24 protein-coding genes are annotated in these 22,474 nt (G+C 62.8%); 11 read left to right on the forward strand and 13 right to left on the reverse strand.

Annotated elements, in window-relative coordinates; translation table 11 throughout:
- The first annotated feature begins 2 nt into the window (after positions 1-2).
- Complete coding sequence (locus tag J5M73_RS08585; protein ID WP_102861473.1) at positions 3-512, forward strand: DoxX family protein; 510 nt, start codon at positions 3-5, stop codon at positions 510-512.
- A 71-nt stretch (positions 513-583) separates the two neighbouring features.
- Here the strand turns inward: J5M73_RS08585 and J5M73_RS08590 are convergent, their stop codons facing one another.
- Positions 584-1,492, reverse strand: coding sequence for a LysR family transcriptional regulator (locus J5M73_RS08590; RefSeq protein WP_102861472.1), 909 nt, complete (start codon positions 1,490-1,492; stop codon positions 584-586).
- 105 nt (positions 1,493-1,597) lie between these two features.
- Between J5M73_RS08590 and J5M73_RS08595 the strand changes: the two genes are divergently transcribed.
- The 3 genes from J5M73_RS08595 (at position 1,598) to J5M73_RS08605 (ending at position 4,779) form a co-directional block, all read left to right on the forward strand.
- On the forward strand, positions 1,598-2,197 hold the full coding sequence (locus tag J5M73_RS08595; RefSeq protein ID WP_102861471.1) for a short chain dehydrogenase: 600 nt from the start codon (positions 1,598-1,600) through the stop codon (positions 2,195-2,197).
- 178 nt (positions 2,198-2,375) lie between these two features.
- A complete protein-coding gene (locus J5M73_RS08600) occupies positions 2,376-3,053 on the forward strand; it encodes a hypothetical protein (RefSeq protein WP_102861721.1) in 678 nt (225 codons plus the stop codon).
- A 112-nt stretch (positions 3,054-3,165) separates the two neighbouring features.
- On the forward strand, positions 3,166-4,779 hold the full coding sequence (locus J5M73_RS08605) for an NAD(P)/FAD-dependent oxidoreductase (protein ID WP_102861470.1): 1,614 nt from the start codon (positions 3,166-3,168) through the stop codon (positions 4,777-4,779).
- 132 nt (positions 4,780-4,911) lie between these two features.
- Here J5M73_RS08605 and J5M73_RS08610 read toward each other — a convergent pair whose 3' ends face one another.
- Positions 4,912-6,006 (reverse strand): PLP-dependent cysteine synthase family protein, encoded by a 1,095-nt coding sequence (locus tag J5M73_RS08610; protein ID WP_102861469.1) that lies wholly within the window; start codon positions 6,004-6,006, stop codon positions 4,912-4,914.
- Between the two features lie 319 nt (positions 6,007-6,325).
- On the opposite strand from J5M73_RS08610, the gene nhaA reads away from it, so the two are divergent.
- Complete coding sequence (gene nhaA, locus J5M73_RS08615; RefSeq protein WP_102861468.1) at positions 6,326-7,513, forward strand: Na+/H+ antiporter NhaA; 1,188 nt, start codon at positions 6,326-6,328, stop codon at positions 7,511-7,513.
- Between the two features lie 78 nt (positions 7,514-7,591).
- Here nhaA and J5M73_RS08620 read toward each other — a convergent pair whose 3' ends face one another.
- Complete coding sequence (locus J5M73_RS08620; protein ID WP_011059627.1) at positions 7,592-8,056, reverse strand: glycine zipper 2TM domain-containing protein; 465 nt, start codon at positions 8,054-8,056, stop codon at positions 7,592-7,594.
- A gap of 173 nt (positions 8,057-8,229) precedes the next feature.
- On the opposite strand from J5M73_RS08620, the gene J5M73_RS08625 reads away from it, so the two are divergent.
- Entirely contained in the window at positions 8,230-8,466 is a 237-nt protein-coding gene (locus J5M73_RS08625) for a hypothetical protein (RefSeq protein WP_102861467.1), read from the forward strand.
- A 10-nt stretch (positions 8,467-8,476) separates the two neighbouring features.
- Here J5M73_RS08625 and pdxH read toward each other — a convergent pair whose 3' ends face one another.
- The 5 genes from pdxH to dinG form a co-directional block, all read right to left on the reverse strand.
- A complete protein-coding gene (pdxH, locus tag J5M73_RS08630) occupies positions 8,477-9,124 on the reverse strand; it encodes a pyridoxamine 5'-phosphate oxidase (protein ID WP_102861466.1) in 648 nt (215 codons plus the stop codon).
- Positions 9,125-9,147: 23 nt separating this feature from the next.
- A complete protein-coding gene (locus J5M73_RS08635; RefSeq protein ID WP_102861465.1) occupies positions 9,148-10,392 on the reverse strand; it encodes an OmpA family protein in 1,245 nt (414 codons plus the stop codon).
- Positions 10,393-10,532: 140 nt separating this feature from the next.
- Entirely contained in the window at positions 10,533-11,678 is a 1,146-nt protein-coding gene (locus tag J5M73_RS08640; protein WP_102861464.1) for a serine hydrolase domain-containing protein, read from the reverse strand.
- Positions 11,679-11,790: 112 nt separating this feature from the next.
- Positions 11,791-14,190, reverse strand: a complete 2,400-nt coding sequence (locus J5M73_RS08645) for a beta-galactosidase (RefSeq protein WP_207815406.1) — start codon at positions 14,188-14,190, stop codon at positions 11,791-11,793.
- A gap of 93 nt (positions 14,191-14,283) precedes the next feature.
- Positions 14,284-16,428 (reverse strand): ATP-dependent DNA helicase DinG, encoded by a 2,145-nt coding sequence (gene dinG, locus J5M73_RS08650; protein ID WP_102861462.1) that lies wholly within the window; start codon positions 16,426-16,428, stop codon positions 14,284-14,286.
- Positions 16,429-16,527: 99 nt separating this feature from the next.
- Here dinG and J5M73_RS08655 point away from each other — a divergent pair, with 99 nt between their 5' ends.
- Positions 16,528-16,992 carry a CopD family protein gene (locus J5M73_RS08655; RefSeq protein ID WP_102861461.1) on the forward strand — a complete coding sequence of 155 codons (465 nt, stop codon included), beginning with the start codon at positions 16,528-16,530 and terminating at the stop codon, positions 16,990-16,992.
- Between the two features lie 56 nt (positions 16,993-17,048).
- Here J5M73_RS08655 and J5M73_RS08660 read toward each other — a convergent pair whose 3' ends face one another.
- From J5M73_RS08660 to J5M73_RS08675, 4 genes are all read right to left on the reverse strand, one after another.
- Positions 17,049-17,807 (reverse strand): hypothetical protein, encoded by a 759-nt coding sequence (locus J5M73_RS08660; protein WP_102861460.1) that lies wholly within the window; start codon positions 17,805-17,807, stop codon positions 17,049-17,051.
- The gene (locus tag J5M73_RS08665) at positions 17,800-18,081 is read right to left on the reverse strand and encodes a DUF1145 domain-containing protein (protein WP_102861459.1); all 282 of its coding nucleotides are present in this window, start codon (positions 18,079-18,081) and stop codon (positions 17,800-17,802) included. The genes J5M73_RS08660 and J5M73_RS08665 overlap by 8 nt, the downstream gene beginning before the upstream one ends.
- Before the next feature lie 139 nt (positions 18,082-18,220).
- Positions 18,221-18,949: an OmpA family protein gene (locus tag J5M73_RS08670; protein WP_102861458.1), complete on the reverse strand. Its 729-nt coding sequence runs from the start codon at positions 18,947-18,949 to the stop codon at positions 18,221-18,223.
- A gap of 89 nt (positions 18,950-19,038) precedes the next feature.
- Entirely contained in the window at positions 19,039-19,728 is a 690-nt protein-coding gene (locus J5M73_RS08675) for an OmpA family protein (protein WP_102861457.1), read from the reverse strand.
- Between the two features lie 190 nt (positions 19,729-19,918).
- Between J5M73_RS08675 and J5M73_RS08680 the strand changes: the two genes are divergently transcribed.
- From J5M73_RS08680 to J5M73_RS08695, 4 genes are all read left to right on the forward strand, one after another.
- A complete protein-coding gene (locus J5M73_RS08680) occupies positions 19,919-20,416 on the forward strand; it encodes a DUF6231 family protein (RefSeq protein ID WP_102861456.1) in 498 nt (165 codons plus the stop codon).
- A gap of 4 nt (positions 20,417-20,420) precedes the next feature.
- Positions 20,421-20,897 (forward strand): YchJ family protein, encoded by a 477-nt coding sequence (locus J5M73_RS08685; protein WP_102861455.1) that lies wholly within the window; start codon positions 20,421-20,423, stop codon positions 20,895-20,897.
- Positions 20,898-20,960: 63 nt separating this feature from the next.
- Positions 20,961-21,446, forward strand: a complete 486-nt coding sequence (locus J5M73_RS08690) for an LEA type 2 family protein (RefSeq protein ID WP_102861454.1) — start codon at positions 20,961-20,963, stop codon at positions 21,444-21,446.
- Positions 21,447-21,452: 6 nt separating this feature from the next.
- Positions 21,453-21,653, forward strand: coding sequence for an SEC-C metal-binding domain-containing protein (locus tag J5M73_RS08695; RefSeq protein WP_007923047.1), 201 nt, complete (start codon positions 21,453-21,455; stop codon positions 21,651-21,653).
- Positions 21,654-21,701: 48 nt separating this feature from the next.
- On the opposite strand, the gene J5M73_RS08700 is transcribed toward J5M73_RS08695, so the two are convergent.
- The gene (locus J5M73_RS08700; protein ID WP_102861453.1) at positions 21,702-22,250 is read right to left on the reverse strand and encodes a cysteine hydrolase family protein; all 549 of its coding nucleotides are present in this window, start codon (positions 22,248-22,250) and stop codon (positions 21,702-21,704) included.
- Between the last annotated feature and the right edge of the window lie 224 nt (positions 22,251-22,474).

Here is a 22,474-nt window from a genome sequence, read left to right on the forward strand (position 1 = left end):
CCATGAACACCCAGACACCTGCCCCCGTTAGCGGACTGCTGCACCGAATCATTCAAGGGTTCGAGCGTATTCCCTACAGCCTGATCGCCTTTCTCGCGCGCTTTTCCATCGCCGCGGTGTTCTGGAAATCCGGCCAGACCAAAGTCGAGGGACTGGCCATCGACCTGGTCGATGGCACCTTCGAACTGGGCTGGCCGCGCTTGGCGGACTCGACCATTCCCCTGTTCCAGAGTGAATACCACGTGCCGCTGCTGACGCCGGAAGTGGCGGCGCACCTGGCGGCCTTTGCCGAGCATTTTTTTCCGGCGTTGATTCTGCTGGGCCTGGCCACGCGCTTTTCCGCCCTGGCGCTGCTGGGGATGACCCTGACCATCCAGCTTTTCGTCTACCCCGACGCCTACCCGACCCACGGCACCTGGGCGGCGATCTTGCTGCTGTTGATGGCCCGTGGCCCGGGCATGTTTTCCCTCGACCACCTGCTGGCCCGGCATTTTCACCACCGTCCTCTGTAGCCGCTGCCGCAGGCTGCGAAAAGGGCCTTAGGCCCTTGAACCGATTCAAGTTCGCAACCCACTGGCCGCGGCTACAGACGATCCAGCGCCTCACCGCTGCGGCGGAACCAGTCCATCAGGTAATCGGCCAGCACCTGGGTGCGCCTGGGCAGGCCGCCCTGATAGGGATGCACCAGGTACATCGGCATGCTGCGGGTCTGGTAGTCCCGCAGCAGCCAGCGCAAACGGCCATCGGCCAGCTCGCTGTGCAGCACATAGGACGGCAGCCGAGCGATTCCCGCCCCCACCAGGGCGGCCTTCTTCAGCAGGTTGTAGTGATTGCTGGCAAAAGGACCGCTGACCCGCACCCGCAGCAGTTCGTGACGCTGGTGATAGAGCCACTCTTCCCGCCCGCTGTAGTGGCTGTTGAGCAGGCAGCGATGCTCGGCCAGCTCCGCGGGAGTCTGCGGCTCACCGTATTGCTCCAGATAGGCCGGGCTGGCGCAGGTCATCTCATGCCAGGCCAGCAGCGGCCGGGCGACCAGGCGCTGATCGTTGGCCACTTCCGAGCGCACCGCCAGATCAAACCCCTCCCGGGCCAGGTCACGGTAGCTGTTGTTCAGGTCCAGCTCGATCTGCACCTGGGGATAGTGCCGGGAGAACTCCAGCAGCAGGCCGTCGAAAAAGGTTTCGCCCAAGGACACCGGCACCGTCAGGCGCACCGGGCCGGCCATGTCGTCCTTGAGCCGCGCCAGGGCCTGATGCGCTCGTTCCACTTGGGCAACCAGGGCTTGGGCCTGAGGCAGCAACGCCGCGCCGGCGGCGGTCAGGTCCAGGCGCCGGGTGGTGCGTTGCAACAGCACCACGGCGTAGCGTGCCTCCAAGGCACTGAGGCGCTTGGACAACTGGCCCTTGCTGCAACCCAGGCGCTGGGCCGCCAGGGTAAAGCTGCCCGCCTCCACCAGCACGGCAAACGCCGCCAGGTCATCCATCTCGCTCATGGACTGTTTCCATTTGAAAACCAAAGGTTGCCTATTAGCGCGTTAATCCACGTAAAAAACCACTCTAGACTGCAAGTTCTTCCCCCCCTTATCGAGGAACGCCCCATGAAGATTCTCTTGATCGGTGCCAACGGCACCATTGGTTCGGCGGTTGACCGGGAACTGTCCCAGCGTCACGAGGTGATCCGGATCGGCCGTAGCAGCGGCGACTTCCAGGTGGACATCAGTGATGCCCAGTCGATTCGCGCCCTGTTCGAGAAAACCGGACGCTTCGATGCGCTGGTCTGCGCCGCCGGCAACGTCACCTTCGCGCCCCTGGCGGACATGACCGCCGAGCACTTCAGCCTGGGCCTGCAGGACAAGCTGATGGGCCAGGTCAACCTGCTGCTGATCGGCCGCGAGTACGCCAACGATGGCGCGTCCTTCACCTTCACCACCGGCATCTTGAGCCACGACCCGATCCGCAGCGGGGCCTCGGCGGCCCTGGTCAACGGCGCCCTCGACAGCTTCGTGCGCGCCGCCGCCATCGAACTGCCGCGGGGCCTGCGGATCAACTCGATCAGCCCCAACGTGCTGCTGGAAGCCATGGGCAGCTATGCCCCCTACTTCCGTGGCTTCAAGCCGGTGCCGGCGGCTGACGTGGCCCTGGCCTACGCCAAGAGCGTGGAAGGCCTGCAGACCGGCCAGACCTATCACGTCGGCTAAGCCGGCTTGTGTAGGCGCTGGCCTGCCGGCGAAGGCGTCCTGCCGAACCGCACAAGGCTCCAGGGGCGCTTCGCCGGCAAGCCGGCTCCTGCGGTTGATGGCGCCGCAGCCTTCAATCCGGGGTTGTGGTGACCGGGCGGGCTGCGTAACGTGTCGGCTTCCGCTTGGAGGCCCGATGATGCGCACTGCCCGTTCACTGCTTTGTTTCGCCCTGTTGCCGCTGTTTGCCGGCTGCCAGATGCTGCCGATGTTCAACCAACAGCCCCAGGCCCCCTCCATGGCCGGGCTGACCCGGATGCAGGGTGAACTCAGTGCGGCGGACGGCAAATTGCTGTTCAAGCCCTGCACCGAGGATCGCCGCTATGTGGTCAGTGACGGCGGCGGCACCAGCGTGCTGCAGGAGGCCGCCACCCTGGCGGAGAAACAGGGCAAGCTGTTCGCCGACCTGCGGGGCAAGTTCTCCGCCAGTGGCAGCAGCGACGGCCAGCTGGACCTGCGCCAGCTGTACCGCGTAGAGCGCTCCGCCAGCGCCTGCGGCGACCCGAACTTCCAGCGCCTGATCCTGCGGGCCGGCGGCAAGAACCCGGCCTGGAACGTCGATGTCAGCGCCAAGGGCATGATGATCGAACGCGCCGGCCAACCGACCCTGGCCCTGCCCTATCTGGAAGAACAGTTGGGCGACGGCCGTTTCAACCTCAGCAGCGAAGCCAATCACCAGCGCGTGGAGCTCTGGGTGGCGCCGCAGCGTTGCGTCGACCCGACGACCGGCAGCGTCCAGCACCTCAGTGCCGAACTGCGGGTGGACGGTCAGGTGCAGCGCGGTTGCGGCTATTTCGGCGGCTCGCGCAACGACTGATTCGACGAGCAGCGGTTTTAGCCTCACGGCCAGGGAGGATTGCGGCTTATAATCGCCGGTTTGTGCAAAGCAAGCCGGCGCACTGTTGCGCACCGCCTACCCGGATCCTGTCATGTTACGAATCACCGAACTCAAGTTGCCGATCGACCATCCCGATGAAGACCTGCGCGCCGCTATCGTGCAGCGCTTGGGGATCGCCAGCGATGACCTGCTCGATTTCACCTTGTTCAAACGCAGCTACGATGCGCGCAAGAAATCTTCCGAGCTGTGCTTCATCTACACCATCGACCTCAACGTACGCGACGAAGCGGCGCTGCTGCTCAAGTTCGCCGACGACCGTAACGTCAACCCGGCGCCGGATGTCAGCTACAAGGTGGTGGGCCAGGCCCCGGCAGACCTGAGCGAGCGACCGATCGTGGTGGGTTTCGGCCCTTGCGGCATCTTTGCCGGCCTGTTGCTGGCCCAGATGGGCTTCAAGCCGATCGTCCTCGAGCGCGGCAAGGAAGTGCGCCAGCGCACCAAGGACACCTGGGGCCTGTGGCGCAAAAGCGTGCTCAACCCCGAGTCCAACGTGCAGTTCGGCGAAGGCGGCGCCGGGACCTTCTCCGACGGCAAGCTCTACAGCCAGATCAAGGACCCGCAGCACCACGGCCGCAAGGTGCTCCACGAGTTCGTCAAGGCCGGTGCGCCAGACGAGATTCTCTACGTCAGCAAGCCGCACATCGGCACCTTCCGCCTCACTGGCGTGGTGGAAAACATGCGCCAGCAGATCATCGCCCTGGGCGGTGAAGTGCGCTTCGAGCAGCGGGTCACCGACGTGCTGATCGAAGACGGTCAATTGCAGGGCGTGGAGCTGGCCAGCGGTGAACAACTGCATTCGCGGCACGTGATCCTGGCCCTGGGCCACAGCGCCCGCGACACCTTCCGCATGCTCCACAGCCGTGGCGTGTACATGGAAGCCAAGCCGTTCTCGGTGGGTTTCCGTATCGAGCACCCGCAGTCGCTGATCGACAGTGCGCGCCTGGGCAAGTACGCCGGCCACCCGAAACTCGGCGCCGCCGACTACAAGCTGGTGCACCACGCCAAGAACGGCCGTTCGGTCTACAGCTTCTGCATGTGCCCGGGCGGCACCGTGGTGGCCGCCACGTCCGAGCCGAACCGGGTGGTGACCAACGGCATGAGCCAGTACTCGCGCAACGAGCGCAACGCCAACTCCGGCATCGTGGTCGGCATTACTCCGGAAGTGGATTACCCGGGCGGCCCGCTGGCCGGCATCGAATTGCAGGAACGCCTGGAGTCTCACGCCTTCGTCCTGGGTGGCAGCAACTACCAGGCCCCGGCGCAGTTGGTGGGCGACTTTATCGCCGGCAAACCCACCACGGCACTGGGCAGCGTCGAGCCATCCTACAAGCCCGGCGTGAGCCTGGGGGATCTGGCGCTGGCCCTGCCGGACTTCGCCATCGAGGCCATTCGCGAGGCATTACCGGCCTTCGAACGGCAGATCAAGGGCTACTCGTTGCATGATGCGGTGCTGACCGGCATCGAGACCCGCACCTCATCGCCACTGCGCATTACCCGTGATGCCTCGATGCAGAGCCTGAATGTGAAGGGTCTGTACCCCGCTGGCGAAGGCGCCGGTTATGCCGGGGGAATTCTTTCCGCCGGTGTGGACGGGATTCGTATTGCCGAAGCCGTGGCCCGCGACATCCTCGGCATTCAGGCCTGACGGACGGGTGCTTTCGCCGGTAAGCCGGCTCCTACCGCCTGCCGTAGGAGCTGGCTCGCCAGCGAAGATGTCATCCAGAACAGTGCAAGGCTCAAGGGCCTCTTCGCCGGCAAGCCGGCTCCTACGACAGGTTCAGATGCCGGCGCGCAATACGCTGGCCGGGAGTGCCTCGCCACGCTCGACGCTGGCCGCTACCGCATCGATCAAGGCATCCAACTCATACCCCTGCTCTGCCAGCCACTGCTGATCGTAGTAAGTGGTCGCATAGCGCTCGCCACCGTCACAGAGAATCGCCACGATCGAACCGCTTTCGCCGACCGCGGCCATGTGCTGGGCGGCCATCAATGCGCCGATCAGGTTGGTGCCACTGGAGCCGCCGACCCGCCGCCCCAGACGCTGGGCCAGGTAGTGCATGGCTGCCAGGGACAGGGCATCCGGCACCTTGACCATGGCGTCGATCACCTTGGGCAGGAACGAAGCTTCGACCCGCGGCCGGCCGATGCCTTCGATCCGCGAACCGCAGTCCAGACGCAAACCAGCATCACCGCTCAGGTAGTAGTCGAAGAACACCGAACGCTCGGCGTCGGCACACAGCACCCGGGTGCCGTGCTGGCGATAACGCACGTAGCGACCCAGAGTCGCGGTAGTGCCGCCGGTACCAGGGCTGGAGATCAGCCAGCTGGGTTCGGGATAACGCTCGAAGCGCAGCTGCTGGAAGATCGACTCGGCAATGTTGTTGTTGGCCCGCCAGTCGGTGGCCCGCTCAGCGTAAGTGAACTGATCCATGAAGTGGCCACCGCTCTCCCGGGCCAGGCGCTCGGATTCGGCATAGATCTGTGTGGGGTCCTGCACCAGATGGCTCTTGCCGCCATAGAAGGCGATCTGAGCGATCTTTTCCTGGGAGGTGGTGGCTGGCATCACGGCAATGAAAGGCAGTCCCAAGAGACGGGCGAAATAGGCCTCGGAAATCGCCGTGGAGCCGCTGGAGGCCTCGATCACTGGCGCGCCGGGCTTGAGCCAGCCGTTACACAGGGCATAAAGAAACAGCGAGCGAGCCAGGCGGTGCTTGAGACTGCCGGTGGGATGGCTGGATTCATCCTTGAAATACAATTCAATGCCCGGCAGTCCCGGCAAAGGCAGCGGAATCAGGTGGGTGTCGGCGCTGCGCTGGAAGTCGGCTTCGATAATGCGAATGGCCTCACGGGCCCACTGGCGATTGTCACTCATGTTCTATTCTCGTCAGATCGAACGCCGTACCGGCGCAAGAAGATGAAATGCACCCGGCGGAGATGATCCGGGTTCGTGGCTGACTGGCGTTTTCCCGGGAAAAACAGCTCGGAACGGCCCTGAAAAGACATGTTATGAAATAACTTTCGGACCTTACAGGTACAGCTGGGAAGCAATTGGAAACACAACTGCAAAAGCGCATTTTCAAACAGGCCCTTTAGCCTCTGCATATAACAAAAAAGAATATAATTTTTGTTTTAACAACTATCTGTACGGGTTAGGGTGTGCCACCTTTTTTAGATTTAGATGGAGAGCGACCTTGCCTCTGCGTAGCACTTTCACTCGTTTCTTTGCCATGGAAGCTGCCAGCGGTCTGTTATTGATCGCCGCTGCCATCCTGGCTCTCATCATCAACAACTCGCCACTGTCCTGGCTGTACAACGGCCTGCTGGAAACCCCGGTGGTGGCCCAGATCGGCGCCTTGAAGATCGCCAAACCGCTGTTGCTGTGGATCAACGACGGTCTGATGGCGCTGTTCTTCCTGCTGATCGGCCTTGAGGTCAAGCGCGAAGTCCTGGAAGGGCAACTGTCCAAGCCTTCGCAAATCGTCCTGCCGGGCATGGCGGCCATTGGCGGCATGCTGGTCCCGGCGCTGATCTACTGGTTTCTCAACCGGGACAATCCGGCGGCACTCAATGGCTGGGCGATTCCCACCGCCACCGACATCGCCTTCGCCCTGGGGGTCCTGGCCCTGCTGGGCAAGCGGGTGCCGACATCGCTGAAACTGTTCCTCATGACCCTGGCGATCATCGACGACCTGGGGGCCATCGTGATCATTGCGATCTTCTATTCCGGCGCCCTGTCGACCCTGTCACTGATGCTGGCGGCCGCCTGTATTGCCGCCCTGGTGGCGATGAACCGCATGGGGGTGGTGAAACTCGGGCCGTACATGATCATCGGCCTGATTCTCTGGGTTTGCGTGCTCAAGAGTGGTGTCCACGCCACCCTGGCCGGCGTGACCCTGGCCTTCTGCATTCCCTTGCGTACCCGTAATGCCGAACCCTCGCCCTCGCTGGCCCTGGAACATGCGCTGCATCCCTGGGTGGCGTTCGGCATCCTGCCACTGTTCGCCTTCGCCAACGCCGGCCTGTCCCTGAACGGCGTGACCCTTGAGAGCTTCACCCACCATGTCCCCATGGGCATCGCCATCGGCCTGTTGCTGGGCAAGACCATCGGTGTGTTCGGCCTCAGCTGGTTGGCGGTCAAAGCCGGCCTTACGGCCTTGCCTGCCGGCGCCAACTGGGGCCAGATCCTCGGGGTGGCAATTCTCTGCGGCATCGGCTTCACCATGAGCCTGTTTGTCGGCTCCCTGGCCTTCGTGCCCGGTAGCAGCGAATACGCCGGCATGGATCGCATGGGGATTCTCACCGGCTCGTTGCTGGCCGCACTGATTGGCTATACGGTTACCGCCGCCGCCAGCCGCAAGAACACGGCGCTGGCCTCCTGATCCACACCGATCCGACAGCCTGAAAACACAAAACCCCGACCAGTTGCCTGGCCGGGGTTTTGTTTTGTAGCAGAAATATCAGCGGGTAACGCGGCTGGTACCGTTGACGGTCATGATGCGTACGCGATCGCCAACCCGGAACACTTCGTTTTCCTGTACCTGCTGCACATAGGCACGCATGCTGCCATCGTCTTCACGCACGGTGATTTCCACGCCCTGGGTACGGGTCAGGCCTTCTTCAGTAGCCGAACCCAACAGACCGCCAGCTACCGCACCGATCACAGCGGTGACGATGCTGCCACGGCCGCCGCCGATGGCGCTGCCACCCACGCCACCAATCACAGCGCCAGCAGCGCCGCCGATGGGGGTCTTGGTGCCTTCGATTTTCACCGGACGCAGGGACTCGATGGTGCCCATACGCACGGTTTGCACACGACGTGCTTCATCACGGGAGTAGGAGTCACCGGTCAGGTTAGAGGCACAACCGCCGAGCAACATTGCCATCGTGGTGAAAGACGCAACCAGCAAAACAGACTTACGCATAGGATCAACTCCAAAGGACAGATAGCCATTAGACTCCGCAGCTTGACGCCTGTCACGGCACCGCCCGGATAAAATTGGTTTCATTCAGCCAAAGTACAGACTGCAAAAAAGCCAAACCGTCTCAATACGGTAACGCCGATTTCCAGCATAGCGCCAACCAGCAAGGGATTTTCATGGATTACTTCATCATCATCGTGACCACCATCGCCGGTCTGTATTTCCATTGGTGGCTCTACGTGCGCATCAAGCGTTGGGTGGACCGGGACCTGGCTTTGTCCCTGGCCGGAACCGATGAACAGAAGAAACAATTCATGCTGCAAAAGCTAGCCGAGGCCCAACGCCAGAAAGTAAAACGCCGGGACCTGCCGCAATGGCTGGAAGCCGCTGCGGCCGGTTATCCCGGCGACTGACCTGCGCGCTTCAGGGGGCCAGGCGCTCCCGGCTCCACTGCCCCGCCTGCAGGCGATAGTTCAAACGGTCATGCAGGCGGCTGGGGCGACCCTGCCAGAACTCGATGCGCTCCGGCAGCAGGCGATACCCCCCCCAATGCTCCGGGCAATCGGGCTGACTATCACTGAAACGCGCCTCGGTGGCCTTGAGCAATTCCTGCAACTCGTTGCGATCGGCGATCACCCGGCTTTGCGGTGAAGCCCAGGCCCCCAACCGACTCCCCAGAGGGCGCACCTGATAATAGGCATCAGACTCCTGGGGAGTGACCTTGACCACCTTTCCTTCGATCCGCACCTGACGCTCCAGGGTCGGCCAGAAGAAGGTCATGGCGGCAAAGGGCCGTGCGGCCAGTTGCTCGCCCTTGGCGCTTTCGTAGTTGGTGAAGAAGGTGAAACCCTGTTCATCCAGCCCCTTGAGCAACAAGATGCGGCAGTGGGGACGACCGTCAGTATCGACAGTCGCCAGCGTCATGGCATTGGCCTCTACCGGCGGTTGCTCGGTCTTCACCGCTTCGGCAAACCACTGATGAAACAGCGCGAAGGGTTCACCCGGGGCCTGAGCCTCGGACAAACCATCGCGGGTGTAATCCCGGCGCATATCAGCCAGAGACTGAGTCATGCCTGCTTCCTTATCCTTGAGAATCAGTTTTTAGCCTGAGCGGTAGCCGTTGTTTTCTTCGCTGGAGCTGCGGCCTTCTTCGCTGGAGCCTTCTTGGCGGCAGGCTTCTTGGCAACGGTGGACTTCTTCGCCGGCGCTGCGGCCTTTTTGCCCGAGGCGGCAGGAACGGGCGGCTTGGCATCTTGCACCGCGACCATTTCGGTCTCGGACGGCGTCGGCTGGTTGTACTTGCTCAGCAGGCCCAGCATGGTGCTGCGCTGGGTCAGCATGATTTCCACTCGACGGTTCAGCGAACGGCCTTGAGGGCTGTCATTGGCAGCACGCGGCATGACCGCCCCCATGCCACGCAGCATCAGGCGGTCCTGCTTCAAGCCGCTGAGGCTGAAGATGGCAGCAACGGACTGGGCGCGATCACGGCTCAGCTTCTGGTTGGCCAGGGTCGGGCCGGTCGCATCGGCGTGGCCGAGAATCAGTACGGCGGTCTTGGGGTCACCTTCAACAGCCTTGGCCACCCGGGTAAATGGGCCCAGGGTCACTGGCAGCAGCATGGCAGGACGGTCCGGGTTGAAGGACGCATCGACCAGCGCAGTCACCACCAGCACGTTTTCACGACGTTCTACTTGCAGCTTGCTGTCCTTCACCGCTTCACGCAGGCGCGGCTCGTAGTCGTCCAGCCAGGCCTGGGTGATTTTCGGGTCGGGCATTGGAATGTCCGCCACATTGACCTTGCTCAGGGGCTTGGGCTGGCTCTTGGCAAACGGCCACCACCAGTGGGTCTCGGAGTCGGCGGCCTTGGCGACCTCTGGAGCTGGAGTCGGCTCGGCTTTCTTGGTCTCAGCCACAGGCTTGTCGGCGGATTCCTTGGAGGAGAACGGCCACCACCAGTTGCTGCTCTCGGCCTTGGCGGCAGGAGCGGCAGGTGCTGCGGCTACAGGGGCAGGAGCTGGAGCTGGCTCGGCTGCTGCCGGCTTGGCGGCAACCGGCGCTTTGCCTGCCGGTGCTGCCGGCTTCGCGGAGGCGGTGGTTTTACCGGCAGCGGCCGCAGGAGCTGCGGGCTTGGCCGCCACTGCCGGCTTGCCTGCTGGAGCGACAGGAGCTGGCGCTTCGGCTGCGACGGGTTTTTCAGCGGTCTGCGGGGCTTCCTTGCTGCTGGCCTTATCGGACCCGAACGACCACCAATGGCCGCCATCCGCTTCATTTTGTGGGGTTTGTGCACAACCGGTGACGGTCAGGCAGATGGCCAAGGCTAGAGACTTGTTCGACGACATGGGATATCCACAAAATGAGATAAAAAATTCGGTCTACATGACCGGTACAAACAGACGCTTGGAAATTATAAAAGCCACAGGGTTCCGTCCTGCAGCTTTCCAAGCATGTTTAAGCAAAAAAGTGCTTAACAGCAACCTTTTTACAGACAATCCGACAAAGCCCGCACCAGCTTCTGTGCCCGTGGATCCATCAATACATAAGGCCCCAGGGTATTTGTCACAAAACCGAACGCCACGTCATGCTCCGGGTCAGCAAAACCGATGGAACCCCCGGCACCCGGATGCCCGAACGCCCGAGCCCCCAGGCCAAAAGTGGCATTGGCGACCTGGGGTTGATCAAGCATGCAGCCCAGGCCGAATCGGGTCTGGGTCAGCAGGGTCTTGTCCATGCCCAGGCTGTGTTCGCGGGTCAGTTCTTCGAGCATATCGGCCTCCAGCAAGCTGCCATCGAGCAGGCCGCTGTAGAACCCGGCGAGACTGCGGGCGTTGCCATGGCCATTGGCCGCCGGCTGCTGCATGCGCCGCCACTCGGGTTTGTTGGTGCTGGTCATGATAGACGGTGGATTGGTGAAGGCCCGGGTGGTCATGGCCGTCGGCTCGCGCAGGGTCACCTGCAGCAAGCGCTGGGCTGCTGCGTCACCCACATTGCCTTTGCCACGGGCGATATGTGCCACCCGATGGAACTCTTCGTCGGCCAGGCCGACATGGAAGTCCAGCCCCAGGGGTCTTGCCACCCGGGCCGCAATGGACTCTCCCGGACCGCGTCCATCGGCGCGTCGGATCAGCTCACCCACCAACCAGCCATAGGTGATAGCGGCGTAACCATGCCCGTCACCCGGCGTCCACCAGGGCTGCTCGGCGGCCAGGGCATCGACCATGGCCTGCCAGTCGTAGAGGGCCTCGGCAGGCAGCAACTCGCGCAGGGCCGGCAAGCCCGCCTGATGACAGAGTAATTGGCGCAAGGTAATGGCAGCTTTGCCTGCTGCGGCGAACTCCGGCCAGTAACTGGCGACCGGCGCATCCAGCCTGAGCTTGCCTTCGGCCACCAGTTGCAGGGCGGTGACCGCAGTGAAGGTCTTGGTGCAGGAGAACAGATTGGCGATGGTATCGCTGTGCCAGGCCTCGGCACCGTCCTTGTCGGCGGTGCCGGCCCACAGGTCGATGACGGTTTCTCCGCCGATCTGGATGCACAGCGCCGCGCCGCGCTCCTGGGGATCGTCGAACAGTGCCGCGAAGGCTTCGCGTACCGCCTCGAATTTAAGTTCGTAATGACCCTGAATCTGCACCCTGACTCCCCCAGCACATTTGCTCGACAACGAGGCGCGCATTGTTCCAGCCCGAAACGGATTTGGGAACAGCCAACGGAGCTCTGCGCAGCGCGGCAGAGCCCCGGATCGATCAATGACCGTTAGCGGAATGGCCACCAGCATGCTCACCCGCGCCCTTGCCTTCGTGGCCTTTGCCCGCTTCCTCGCTGCCATGCTCGGCGGCTTCAGCCTGCTGCGCCTGAACCCGGGCCTTCTGTGTTTCCTTGGCCAGTTGTTCAATCGCCTGCAGGTTGCTCTTGCGCACATTGTCGACAAAACCCTGGAAGGGCACATCGGTAATGCCCACCAGGCCAAAATGGCCATTTTCACCGTCCAGCAGACGTCCGGTTACCGGTTGGTCGAGATACTGGAACCAATGCACACCGACAATCGATGGCTCACTCACGGCCTGTTTGAGGAAGTTGGCGTAGGCCGGTCCACGATCTTCCTCCCGAGCCAGCTCGGTCACCCCGCCCCAGAACGGGCCACGATCCCGGGAGCCGAAATTGAACTCGGTCACCAGCACCGGCTTGTCCAGGCTGCGCAGGTACGCAAAGTCCTGACCGTCCTGAGGCTTGAGGGTGTACATGTTGAAGCTCAGCACATCGCAGTACTGGGCACAGGCCGCCACCGCTTCGGGGTTGCTGACGGCAAAGCGACCGCCCAGCAGCAGATGGTTGGGGGCATGCCACTTCAGCGAGTCGGCGATGGTCTTGAAATAGGTCTCGGCAAAGACTTTCTGGAAATACTTGAAGTCAGCCTCGATCTCCGGGTGCTCGGGACTTGGCTGTGGCGGCACGAAACCCGGATCCTCCATCAACTCCCAGGCCGGCAGATCGATGCCCCAGGCTTTCGACAGGCCTGCCTGGTTACGATATTTGTCCCGCAGTTGCTTGAGGAAGGCCCGTTTGGCCGGCACATCGGTGGTCAGGCGCAGGGTGCCGTAGGCCAGGGCATAGCGGGCTTGGGGATCATCACCGGGACCGGCCCAGGCCAGCTCGTTGTCGGCAAAATAACCAATCAGCCAGGGATCATCCCGATGGTCGCGGGCGGCGATGGCCACGGCGCGCTCGGTGGCCATGGCAAAGCGCGGATCGAAGGGGTCCGGCATGCCGCCCCACCAATCACTGCCCGTGCTGATGCTGGCGTAATCACCCACGATGGACAGCGGCAAGGTGTAGGGCACCCGGTCGGCCGCCCCCAGCGCCAGGGCGCTCCAATTACCGATGGTGTTGAATCCCCAGGCCTGCAAGCGGTCCAGGGTGTGGCTGACCCAGCGTCGCTCATCGAAGGTCGGTGTCGCGCATGGGACTGCGGCGGTTTCAGGCGCCGCTGGCTTGGGCTCGGTACCGGAGGCTTCGGCCGGAGCTTCGCTGGCCATTGCACAGGGGGCGCTGTAGGTACGTTGCAGGTTGGCCCGATAGAAGTCGTACCAGCGGCCGGCGTTGTAACCACGTCCCCGGTCGGCGCCGTTGCCGCCACGGTTGTCGCCCTCACCGTAATGGCTCGCCAGGGGCTCGCCATCCTTGGGCAAGGCGCTGAACATCCACTCACGCCCGGCGACATAGGTCTGGCTGTTATCCGGGGCCACGGTGTTGACGCCCAGGGAGTAGAACGGGTGACCTTGCGGAGTCACCAGGAACCAGCGCCCGTCACGCTTTTCCGTGCGGAAGAAGCCGCTGGCCTTGAAGCTCGGGCCCTTGTCCCAGCCGCCAAACTTGTCCAGGGAAGTCTTCTCGCGCTCGCCAAGCCACGCCTTGAGTTGCAGCTGTTCCTTGGCATCGGCCGCCTTGAGCTGATCGTCGCTGGTAATCTTTTCCGGCCAGCGGGACCGGGTCGACTGGCCGTAGCCATCCACCAGGGAACCGTAGACCGCCTTGACCACGCCCTCGCCGTCCTGCACGCCAAAGCGCTCGAGGAGGATACTCTGAGCGGCCTTGGGGCTATCCAGGGACAAGGTCACCGACACCACCTGGCTGCGGTCCAATTGTCCCTCGCTGCTGGCCAGCAGGATGCGCTGGCCGTCCACGGTCATCGGCATCGGCGGCGCGGCCTTCATGCCCTGGCTCAGGGGAGTGTTGGCCACCAGCGGCACCAGCAGGGTCTGCGCCGGCCCCGCGGGCAGATCGACGCGACTGACCAGGGTCTTGCCGTCGTTGCTTTGAATGGTCACATAGAGGGTCAGGGCCCAGTTCATCGCGCTCTGGATGCGCAGGCTCATCATCCCTGACTGCGACCAGTCCCAGGCACCGCTCTGGGGCGCCAGGGTCAGGCTAGGCCGACGGGTCGGGTTGAAGATGATACGCCGCAGCACCTCGCCTTCGGCCGTTTGCTCCGCGTTGGACTGCGGCAGGCTGGCATCTTGTGTCGCCACCTGCACCACAGCGGCAGGCCGGACAAAGTTGAACAGCGTCTGTTGTCCGGTCGGGGCCGCCCACACAGGCGCGGCAAACAACAGGGCAAATACAGCGGGCAACGAACGGCGAATCATATGAACCTGGCTCTCCCTAAAGACCGATGAACGGCCGGTGCTGAAGCGGTGATATGAAATAGACAGCAAGGCGCGCAAAGGTGCGCGCCTTGCTTATGATATTTCTCGGCGAAATGGCGGCAAGGCATTGAGGATAGCCTTGCCATAGCGCTGGGTGACCAGGCGGCGGTCCAGCAGGGTGATAGTGCCGCGGTCCTGCTCGGTACGCAGCAGACGGCCGCAGGCCTGAACCAGCTTGAGAGAAGCATCCGGCACCGAGATTTCCATGAATGGATTGCCACCCCGGGCCTCGATCCATTCCGCCAGCGCCGCTTCCACCGGATCATCGGGTACCGAGAACGGGATCTTGGCGATCACCACGTGCTCACAGTAGGCACCGGGCAAATCCACCCCTTCGGCAAAGCTCGCCAGGCCGAACAGCACGCTGGAATCGCCACCGTCGACCCGGGCCTTGTGCTTGTTGAGGGTCTCCTGCTTGGACAGGTTGCCCTGGATGAACACCTGCTTGCGCCAATCCCGATCCAGACCGTCGAACACGTCCTGCATCTGCTTGCGCGAAGAGAAGAGCACCAGGGTGCCCCGGGAGCCTTCCACCAGTTCCGGCAGGTCGCGGATGATCGCCGCCGTATGCGCCGGCGCATCCCGCGGATCGGCACGCAGGTCAGGCACTCGCAACACCCCGGCATCAGCGTGATGGAACGGGCTGGGTACCACCGCAGTCACGGCTTTCTTCGGCAGCCCGGCACGCATGCGGAAGCGGTCGAAGGTGCCCAGGGCGGTCAGGGTCGCCGACGTCACCAGGGCGCCGTAGGCCACGTTCCACAAATTGCGTCGGAGCATCTCCGCCGCGAGGATCGGGCTGGCGTTGACCTCGATGTCGAACAGCGAGCCGCTCTCGGCCAGGGTCAGCCAACGGGCCATGGGCGGATTGTCTTCCGGGTCCTCGATGGTGAACGCGGTCCACAGTTCCCAGTTGCCCGACGCCCGCGCCAGCAGGCTACCGAACAGCGGATACCACTCTTCGGCCTGATTGCTGGCGATGCCGATATTGACCTCGCCATCCATGCCTTCCTTGAGCAGCTCAGTGAGGCGAGTGAACAGATCGGTGAGACGGGAGAAGCCCTTCTTCAACTCGATGCCCATCTCGCGCATGTGCTCGGGGATCAGCCCGCCGACGAAGCGATGGCGTGGCCGTTCGCGGCCTTCCATGTCTTCGCCGGTCTTGAAGTCGGCGATCTGCTCGCAGGCGCTGAACATGAACTGCTGCTGGGTCTTGATCTCCCGCGCCAGCTCCGGCACTTGCTCGATCAAGCGCCCCAGATCCCCCGGCAGCGGGTGCTGGGCCAGCAACTTGGTGAGGTTCTTGGCGGTCTGCTCCAGCCAGTCGGCAGTGGAGCGCAGCCGGGTGTAATGGGCAAAGTGGCCGATGGCCTTGTCCGGCAAGTGGTGGCCTTCGTCAAACACATAGAGGGTGTCGCGCGGGTCCGGCAGCACCGCGCCGCCGCCCAGGGCCAGGTCGGCCAGGACCATGTCGTGGTTGGTGACGATCACGTCCACCTTGCCCATGCCTTCCCGAGCCTTGTAGAAGGCGCACTGGCCGAAGTTCGGGCAATGACGGTTGGTGCACTGGCTGTGGTCGGTAGTCAGGCGCGCCCAGTCGGCGTCTTCCAGGGCGGTGGGCCAGCTGTCGCGGTCACCGTCCCATTTATTGCCGGCGAGCTTCTCGATCATACTGGTGAACAGCTTCTGGCTGGCTTCATCCACTTCGATCTTGAAGCCTTCTTCCTCGAACAGCTGGGCCGTGGCGGTCTGGGCGTGACCTTCCTGGAGCAACATATCGAGCTTGGACAGGCACATGTAGCGCCCGCGGCCTTTGGCCAGGGAGAAGCTGAAGTTCAGCCCGCTGTTGCGCATCAGGTCCGGCAGGTCCTTGTAGACGATCTGTTCCTGCAGGGCGACGGTGGCGGTGGCAATCACCAGGCGCTTGCCGGCGGCCTTGGCCGTGGGAATGGCCGCCAGACTGTAGGCCACGGTCTTGCCAGTACCGGTACCGGCTTCCACCGCGACTACCGCCGGGTCGCCACTGCGCCGGCCCTCGTCGTCGGTGTCGATATCACCCAGGACCTTGGCCACTTCGGCAATCATCAGGCGCTGGCCGTAACGCGGCTTGAGGCTCTTGGCTTCGAGAAAACGCGAGTAGGCGCCCTGGATCGTGGTTTTGAGTTCGTTGCTGATCATGGTTTTTCGGGCGCACAAAACGCTGGATAAATTTTCAGTGGTTCGAATCGGCCGCTATCATACCCCGCTAATTCATGTCGCGCAGAACGGAGTACCCGAATGACCGCTTTCGCCCTTGCCTACACCTTGCATGTACTGGCCGCCCTGGTCTGGGTCGGCGGCATGTTTTTCGCCTGGATGGTCCTGCGCCCGGCAGCCGTGGCGGCCCTTGAGGGACCGGCGCGACTGCAGCTCTGGGTGCAAGTGTTTCCGCGTTTTTTCGTCTGGGTCTGGGTCGCCGTGGTGCTGTTGCCGATCAGCGGTATCGGCCTGCTACATTTGCGTTTCAGCGGCTTTGAAACCGCGCCGAAGTATGTGCAGATCATGATGGGGCTGTATCTGGTGATGACCGCCCTGTTCATCCGCATCCAGTCCCTGCAACTGCCGGAGCTGCGCAAGGCCGTCGCGGCGCAGGACTGGCCGGCCGGCGCCGCGGCGCTGGGCAAGATCCGCCGACTGGTGGGCAGCAACCTGATCATCGGCCTGGTACTGGTGGCCCTGGCAGCGGCCCGGCCAAGCTTCTGAAAGCAACCGCCCGCTACAGGAGCGGGCGGCTGGAACAATCCATCTTTCGAGGTTGACTACAAGCGCTGGACCGTCAGTGACCCCGCCTCGCCCACAGGGCCCGGCTGCCCCTGAGCACCGGGACGCCCGCTTTTGCCGCCGTCGGTTCGGTAGACCAGGCAGCCCTTGGACTTGCCCCCGGCCCCCGGCTTGCCGCCGGCACCGGCCAGGCCGCCGGCGCCACCATCGACCAGGACCTTGATCTGCTCGCTGGGGTAATCACGGGGCAACTCCAGCCGGACCTCGGCGCCCGAAGCCCCGGGCCGGCCGTCACCGCCGTTGTCACCGTCGGCACCGCGCCCGGCCTGCCCCCAGGTGCAACCCGGCTCCTGGCCATTGGCCCCATCAAGGCCGACGTAACCGGGAGCCCCCTTGCCACCGCGGGCGTCCACGAACAATTGCTCGGCCTTCAAGGACTCGATTCGCAGGTTCAGATCGCGCCCCGGCTTGGCCACCTTCTCATAGGTGCCCGGTGCACCACGGGAGTTGATCTGGCTGCCGCTCTCCAACTGCGCATGGCGGACAATCAGTTGCAGGCTTTGCCCGGTAGGCACGATGGCGATCCGCGCGTCACGTCCCAGATGCAGGTCGTCGACCTTGAGTTCGGTGACATTGGCCGGAATCAGCAAGGTGCCGTAGTCCGCCACATCCAGACGCTCCAGCTGCAGGGTGCTGGCGGTATTGGGCAGGCGCATGAAGGAGTTGGTTTCAACCTGGACCACCTGGGCCACGGCCAGAGGACTGCAGAACAGGGCCAGCAGGCAAAGCTTACGCATGGTCGGTCTCGGCAACAGGAGCAGCAGCGGGAAGGGTTTGCAGGTGGAAGATCCCCACCAGCAGGATGTGTAAACGATCACGCCAGGGATGTGGACGCTCCTTGAGGCTGCCATTGAACAGCAGCAGTTCCAGCAAATGGGTCAAAAGCAACAGGCTACCCGCCAGGTTGACCAGCAGGTGCAACGGATTGATCAATGGCTTGACCAGATTGATCAACACCACCAGCCAAAAGACCAAGGTCAGAAACTTCCCCGCCCCCCATAAGACCTTCATAGGCTCCCCTTGTGAATTATTCTTTGCGCGCACAGTAACGACTTACCCCGGGGATACGCCAGAGGTCGATGAAAATTCTTCCCGAAGCGTCTGTTTAGCGGCCCGATCGGCGAGGATCGCCGACCCGGACCGACTCGTTTCAACGTTGGAGATGCAGCTCCACGCGACGATTCGTCGCTCGCCCCTGCTCACTGTCGTTATCCGCTACCGGCTGACTTTCTCCCAGGCCCTGGCTGCTGATTTTTTCCGACGCCACGCCCTGGCCAACAAGAAAGGTGACGACACTGCTAGCGCGGCGCTCCGAGAGCTTCTGGTTATAGGCATCGGAACCCTGGCTGTCGGTATGCCCGAGCACCTTGATGCTGACCACATCGGCATTGGCCAGCCTGGCCATCAGCCCCTGCAGTTGGTTACGCGCCTCGGCGGTCAACTCCGCGGAGTCGAAAGCGAACAGCACATTGCCCTGGTCACTGAGGGTGATCACTTCCGCAGGCGCTGCTACCTCAGGCTCCGGCGCCTTGACCACTGCCGGATACTCGGGCATCGGGCAACCGCGATTATCCACCGCCGTGTTGGAAGGCGTGTCCGGGCAACGATCGCGACGATCGAATACCCCATCGCCATCCTCGTCGCCATCCTGGGCGTAACAGATCAGGCCACCACCGATCAGCCCCAGGGCCGCGCCTCCAGCCGCCCAACTACCACTCTCGATCGCTCCCAAGCCACCGCCGGCCAGCCCGCCGAGCAGACTACAGAGGGGCCAGGTGCGTTGGTTGAGGGGAGCAGTGCCATCACTGTGGGTTGCGCAACCTGTCAGTAGGCCGCCGAGCAACAGGACCGGGAAAACGGCCCGAGGAAGAAGGTTCATCATGAATGCTCCTGTGTCACCGGCAAGACCGGTCACACAGGAGTAAAGACTGCCATCGACGGCTGCACAAGCCGCGCAGGCAAAGGGTTTCAGCGGTTGATCTGGATCTCCGTACGACGGTTCATCGCCCGGCCCGCGGCCGTCTTGTTGTCCGCCACCGGCTTGCTTTCACCGGCTCCGGTCACTGACACGAAACTGTTGCGGGGGATGCCGTTGCTGATCAGATAGTCCACGACCGAGTGGGCACGCTTGTCCGAGAGTTTCTGGTTGTAGGCATCGCTGCCGACGCTGTCGGTGTGTCCGGTCACGCGTAGCTGTGCAGTCGGCGCTTCCTGTTTCAGGCGGCTCACGATGGTGTTGAGCTTGGTCTTGTCGGCGTCGGTCAACTTGGCCGAGTCGAAATGGAAGTAGACATCGCGGATGACGATGGTTTCCTCCTTGACCACCACGACTTCTTCCACCACCGGTGGCGGCGGTGGGCAACCGTTGGCATCGACCTGTACACCTTTGGGGGTATGCGGGCACTTGTCGCGGCTGTCCGGCACGCCATCGCCGTCTTCGTCGCCATCGCCTTTTACCCAGCAGTAGGCACCTGCCAGACCACCAACCACCAGTGCGCCACCACCCGCCCACGAGGCGCTTTCGGTGGCGCCCAACGCCGCGCCCGTGACGCCGCCGACTGCGGCACAGGTTGGCCAGTCGGTTTTCTGCAAACCTGCACAACCAGTCAACACACTGGTTAACAGAACCAAGGGTACTGCCGTCCGAATGATGCTCATCTGATTTCTCCTGAGGGATCGGCTCGAGGCCGATTCACGGAGTAAAGACTGCGCATTTCATCTGCGCCAGCACCGGGCTATCAGTGATTTCGCCCCGTAAATACGGGAGGTTCGCCGATTTAGTGGCGAACCGCTCTAGGCCCGAGGGTGCCAGCACGCTAGTCTTGGGCGTTCTGATCGAGGAGCGACAATGAGCGCCGGCATTTCTACCCGTACCCCCCAGCAGGCTCTGGCGGCCTTGCTGGACCGTTACGCCCCCCAACAGCTGCTGCTGATCGGCGCCAGCGACTTCCCCGCCCTGGCCGCATTCAAGGAGGCTCATCCCGCTACCGAGGTGGCTCAGGCGGCCCCCGGCCCCTTGCCTGCGGAGCTGGCTGCACGGCGTTTCGACCTGGCCCTGGCGGTGGATTGCCTGGAGCATCTGCCCAAGCGCGATGGCCTGAACCTGCTTGGGGGTATTCGCAACCTCAATGCCAGCCGAATCGCCGTACTGGCCGACCTGAGTGCCTGCGGCTGGCAGGAGACCGACTTTTTCTCACTGGCGCTGCAGGCCAGTGAACGCTTCCAGCGGGACGAACAGGTGCTGACCCTGTTTACCTATGATCTGCTTGAATACAAACAAGTGCCCGACTGGCTCAACGCTCGCTTCTGGGCGAACCCGGAAAACTTTGGAAAGTATTGGTGGTAACACAATGAGCGCCTCGATTTGTCCTTGTGGCAGCGGCAACCTGCTGGACGCCTGCTGCGGCCACTACCACGCCGGTCATCCCGCCCCTTGCGCCGAAGCCCTGATGCGTTCGCGCTACAGCGCCTATGTGCTGGGGCAAGTGGACTACCTGCTGGCCACCACACTGCCCGTACAACAGGCAGGCCTGGATCGCCAATCCATCAGTGACTGGAGCGCACAAAGCACCTGGCTGGGGCTGGAGGTAGAAAGCTCGGAGGTCTTCGGCGGTCAGCCCGAACATGCCTTCGTCACCTTCACTGCGCGCTGGCATGACAACCAGGGCGAACACAGCCATCGCGAACGCTCGTCCTTCGTGCAGAATCATGGACGCTGGTATTTCATCGACCCCACCGTGCCCTTGAATGCCGGACGCAACGACGCCTGCCCCTGTGGTAGCGGGCAAAAATTCAAGAAGTGCTGCGCCGGCTATTTCACACGCTGAGCCTTTGCAGGCCAGGCACCCCATGCCCAGGACGGGTACAGGGGGTTCAAAGGGAGTCTTGCAATGATCGGTGAACTGCGCGCACTACGGGCCGTCTGCCTGTTCGGACTATTGAGCCTGTCGGGATGCGCTTCCTGGTTCACCGATGAGGACCTGGCCCCTGCGGTACACCTGGTCAAGGTCGAGGTGGTCAAGGCCAACCTGCTGGAGCAGCGCTTCACCCTGCACCTGCGGGTCGACAATCCCAATGACAGCGACCTGACTGTGCGCCGCTTGACCTACCGGGTCTACCTGGAGCGTTTTCTGCTCAGCGAGGGCGAGCATGAACACTGGTTCACCGTCACGCCCCACAGCAGCCGCTATTTCAAAGTGCCGGTGCGCACCAATCTCTGGCCGCAGATCCGGGATGTGGTGAAACTGTTGCGCAAGCCCGAACGGCCGATCCCCTATCGCCTCGAAGGGGAGCTGGAAATCGGATTATTCATCGGCCAGGACGTGCACCTGAAGCGCAATGGCGTGATAATTCCCGGCGATTTTATCCCGGAGTAACCCGCAATGACCCAGCAACCTCATGTCCATGGCCCGGACTGCAACCACGATCATGACCACCACGATCATGACCATGGCCATGTTCACGGTCCGCACTGCAACCACGCCCACCAGGAACCCGTGCGCAACGCGCTGAAAGACGTTGGCCGCAACGATCCTTGCCCATGCGGCAGCAGCAAGAAGTTCAAGAAGTGCCACGGCGCTTGATCTGATCGCGCAAGAGGCCTGTCCGCGCACGTCGCCGTCCGGCCTCTCCTAAAAAAGCTGCGCCAGGTTCAACACCGTGGCGTACTCGCCGTGCAGGTTGGCCAGCGACATGTCATGCACCTCCTCGGCAGAACGGGCTCGACCGGCAAAGTCGCGCTTGTCGAAGGTGAAGCAGGCGTCGGCCACCACCCATACCGCAAAGCCCAGGTTACCGGCGGTTCTCGCCGTCGACTCCACCGAGTTGTTGGTGGCCACACCGACTATCACCAACTGCCCGATCCCCTGCTGGCGCAGATCCGCCTCCAGGGAGGTGCCACAAAAGGCATCCGGCACCTGTTTCTGAATCAGTCCCTCCCCCGTTTGCGGACGAAAACGCGGCTGAAACTCCACGCCGGACTGCCCGGGCCAGAACACCGAATCCGTCGAGCGCGACAGATGCTGCACATGGATCACCGGCCAACCCCGGGAGCGCCAGTGGGCCAGCAACTCGAGCATCCGCTCCTCTGCCTCGGGATTGTTTCGTGGACCGAGCCGGGGATGCAGGATGCCTTGTTGTTGATCGATGATTAGCAGCGCCGTGTCGGCCGGAATGGGCATGAAGCATTCTCCGTTGGAGCATCATTGAATTTTCCAACTTCAACATCACCTGCTGTGACAGGCAAGCCACTCATTACACACCGGACGACCTAATGCAGACGCTTGCTGTCGTGCCATCGTCGAGCATGAAACGACAGATGACGGCGCTCCGGCGCTGGCTATTTGTGGCGCGGTCAAGAAATACCTCCAGCCCCCGCTTGCGCGGCACTCGCCTGCTCACTAAC

Source organism: Pseudomonas sp. 50_B, assembly GCF_017491625.1.
In the GTDB taxonomy this organism is placed as follows: Bacteria; Pseudomonadota; Gammaproteobacteria; order Pseudomonadales; family Pseudomonadaceae; genus Aquipseudomonas; species Aquipseudomonas danubii.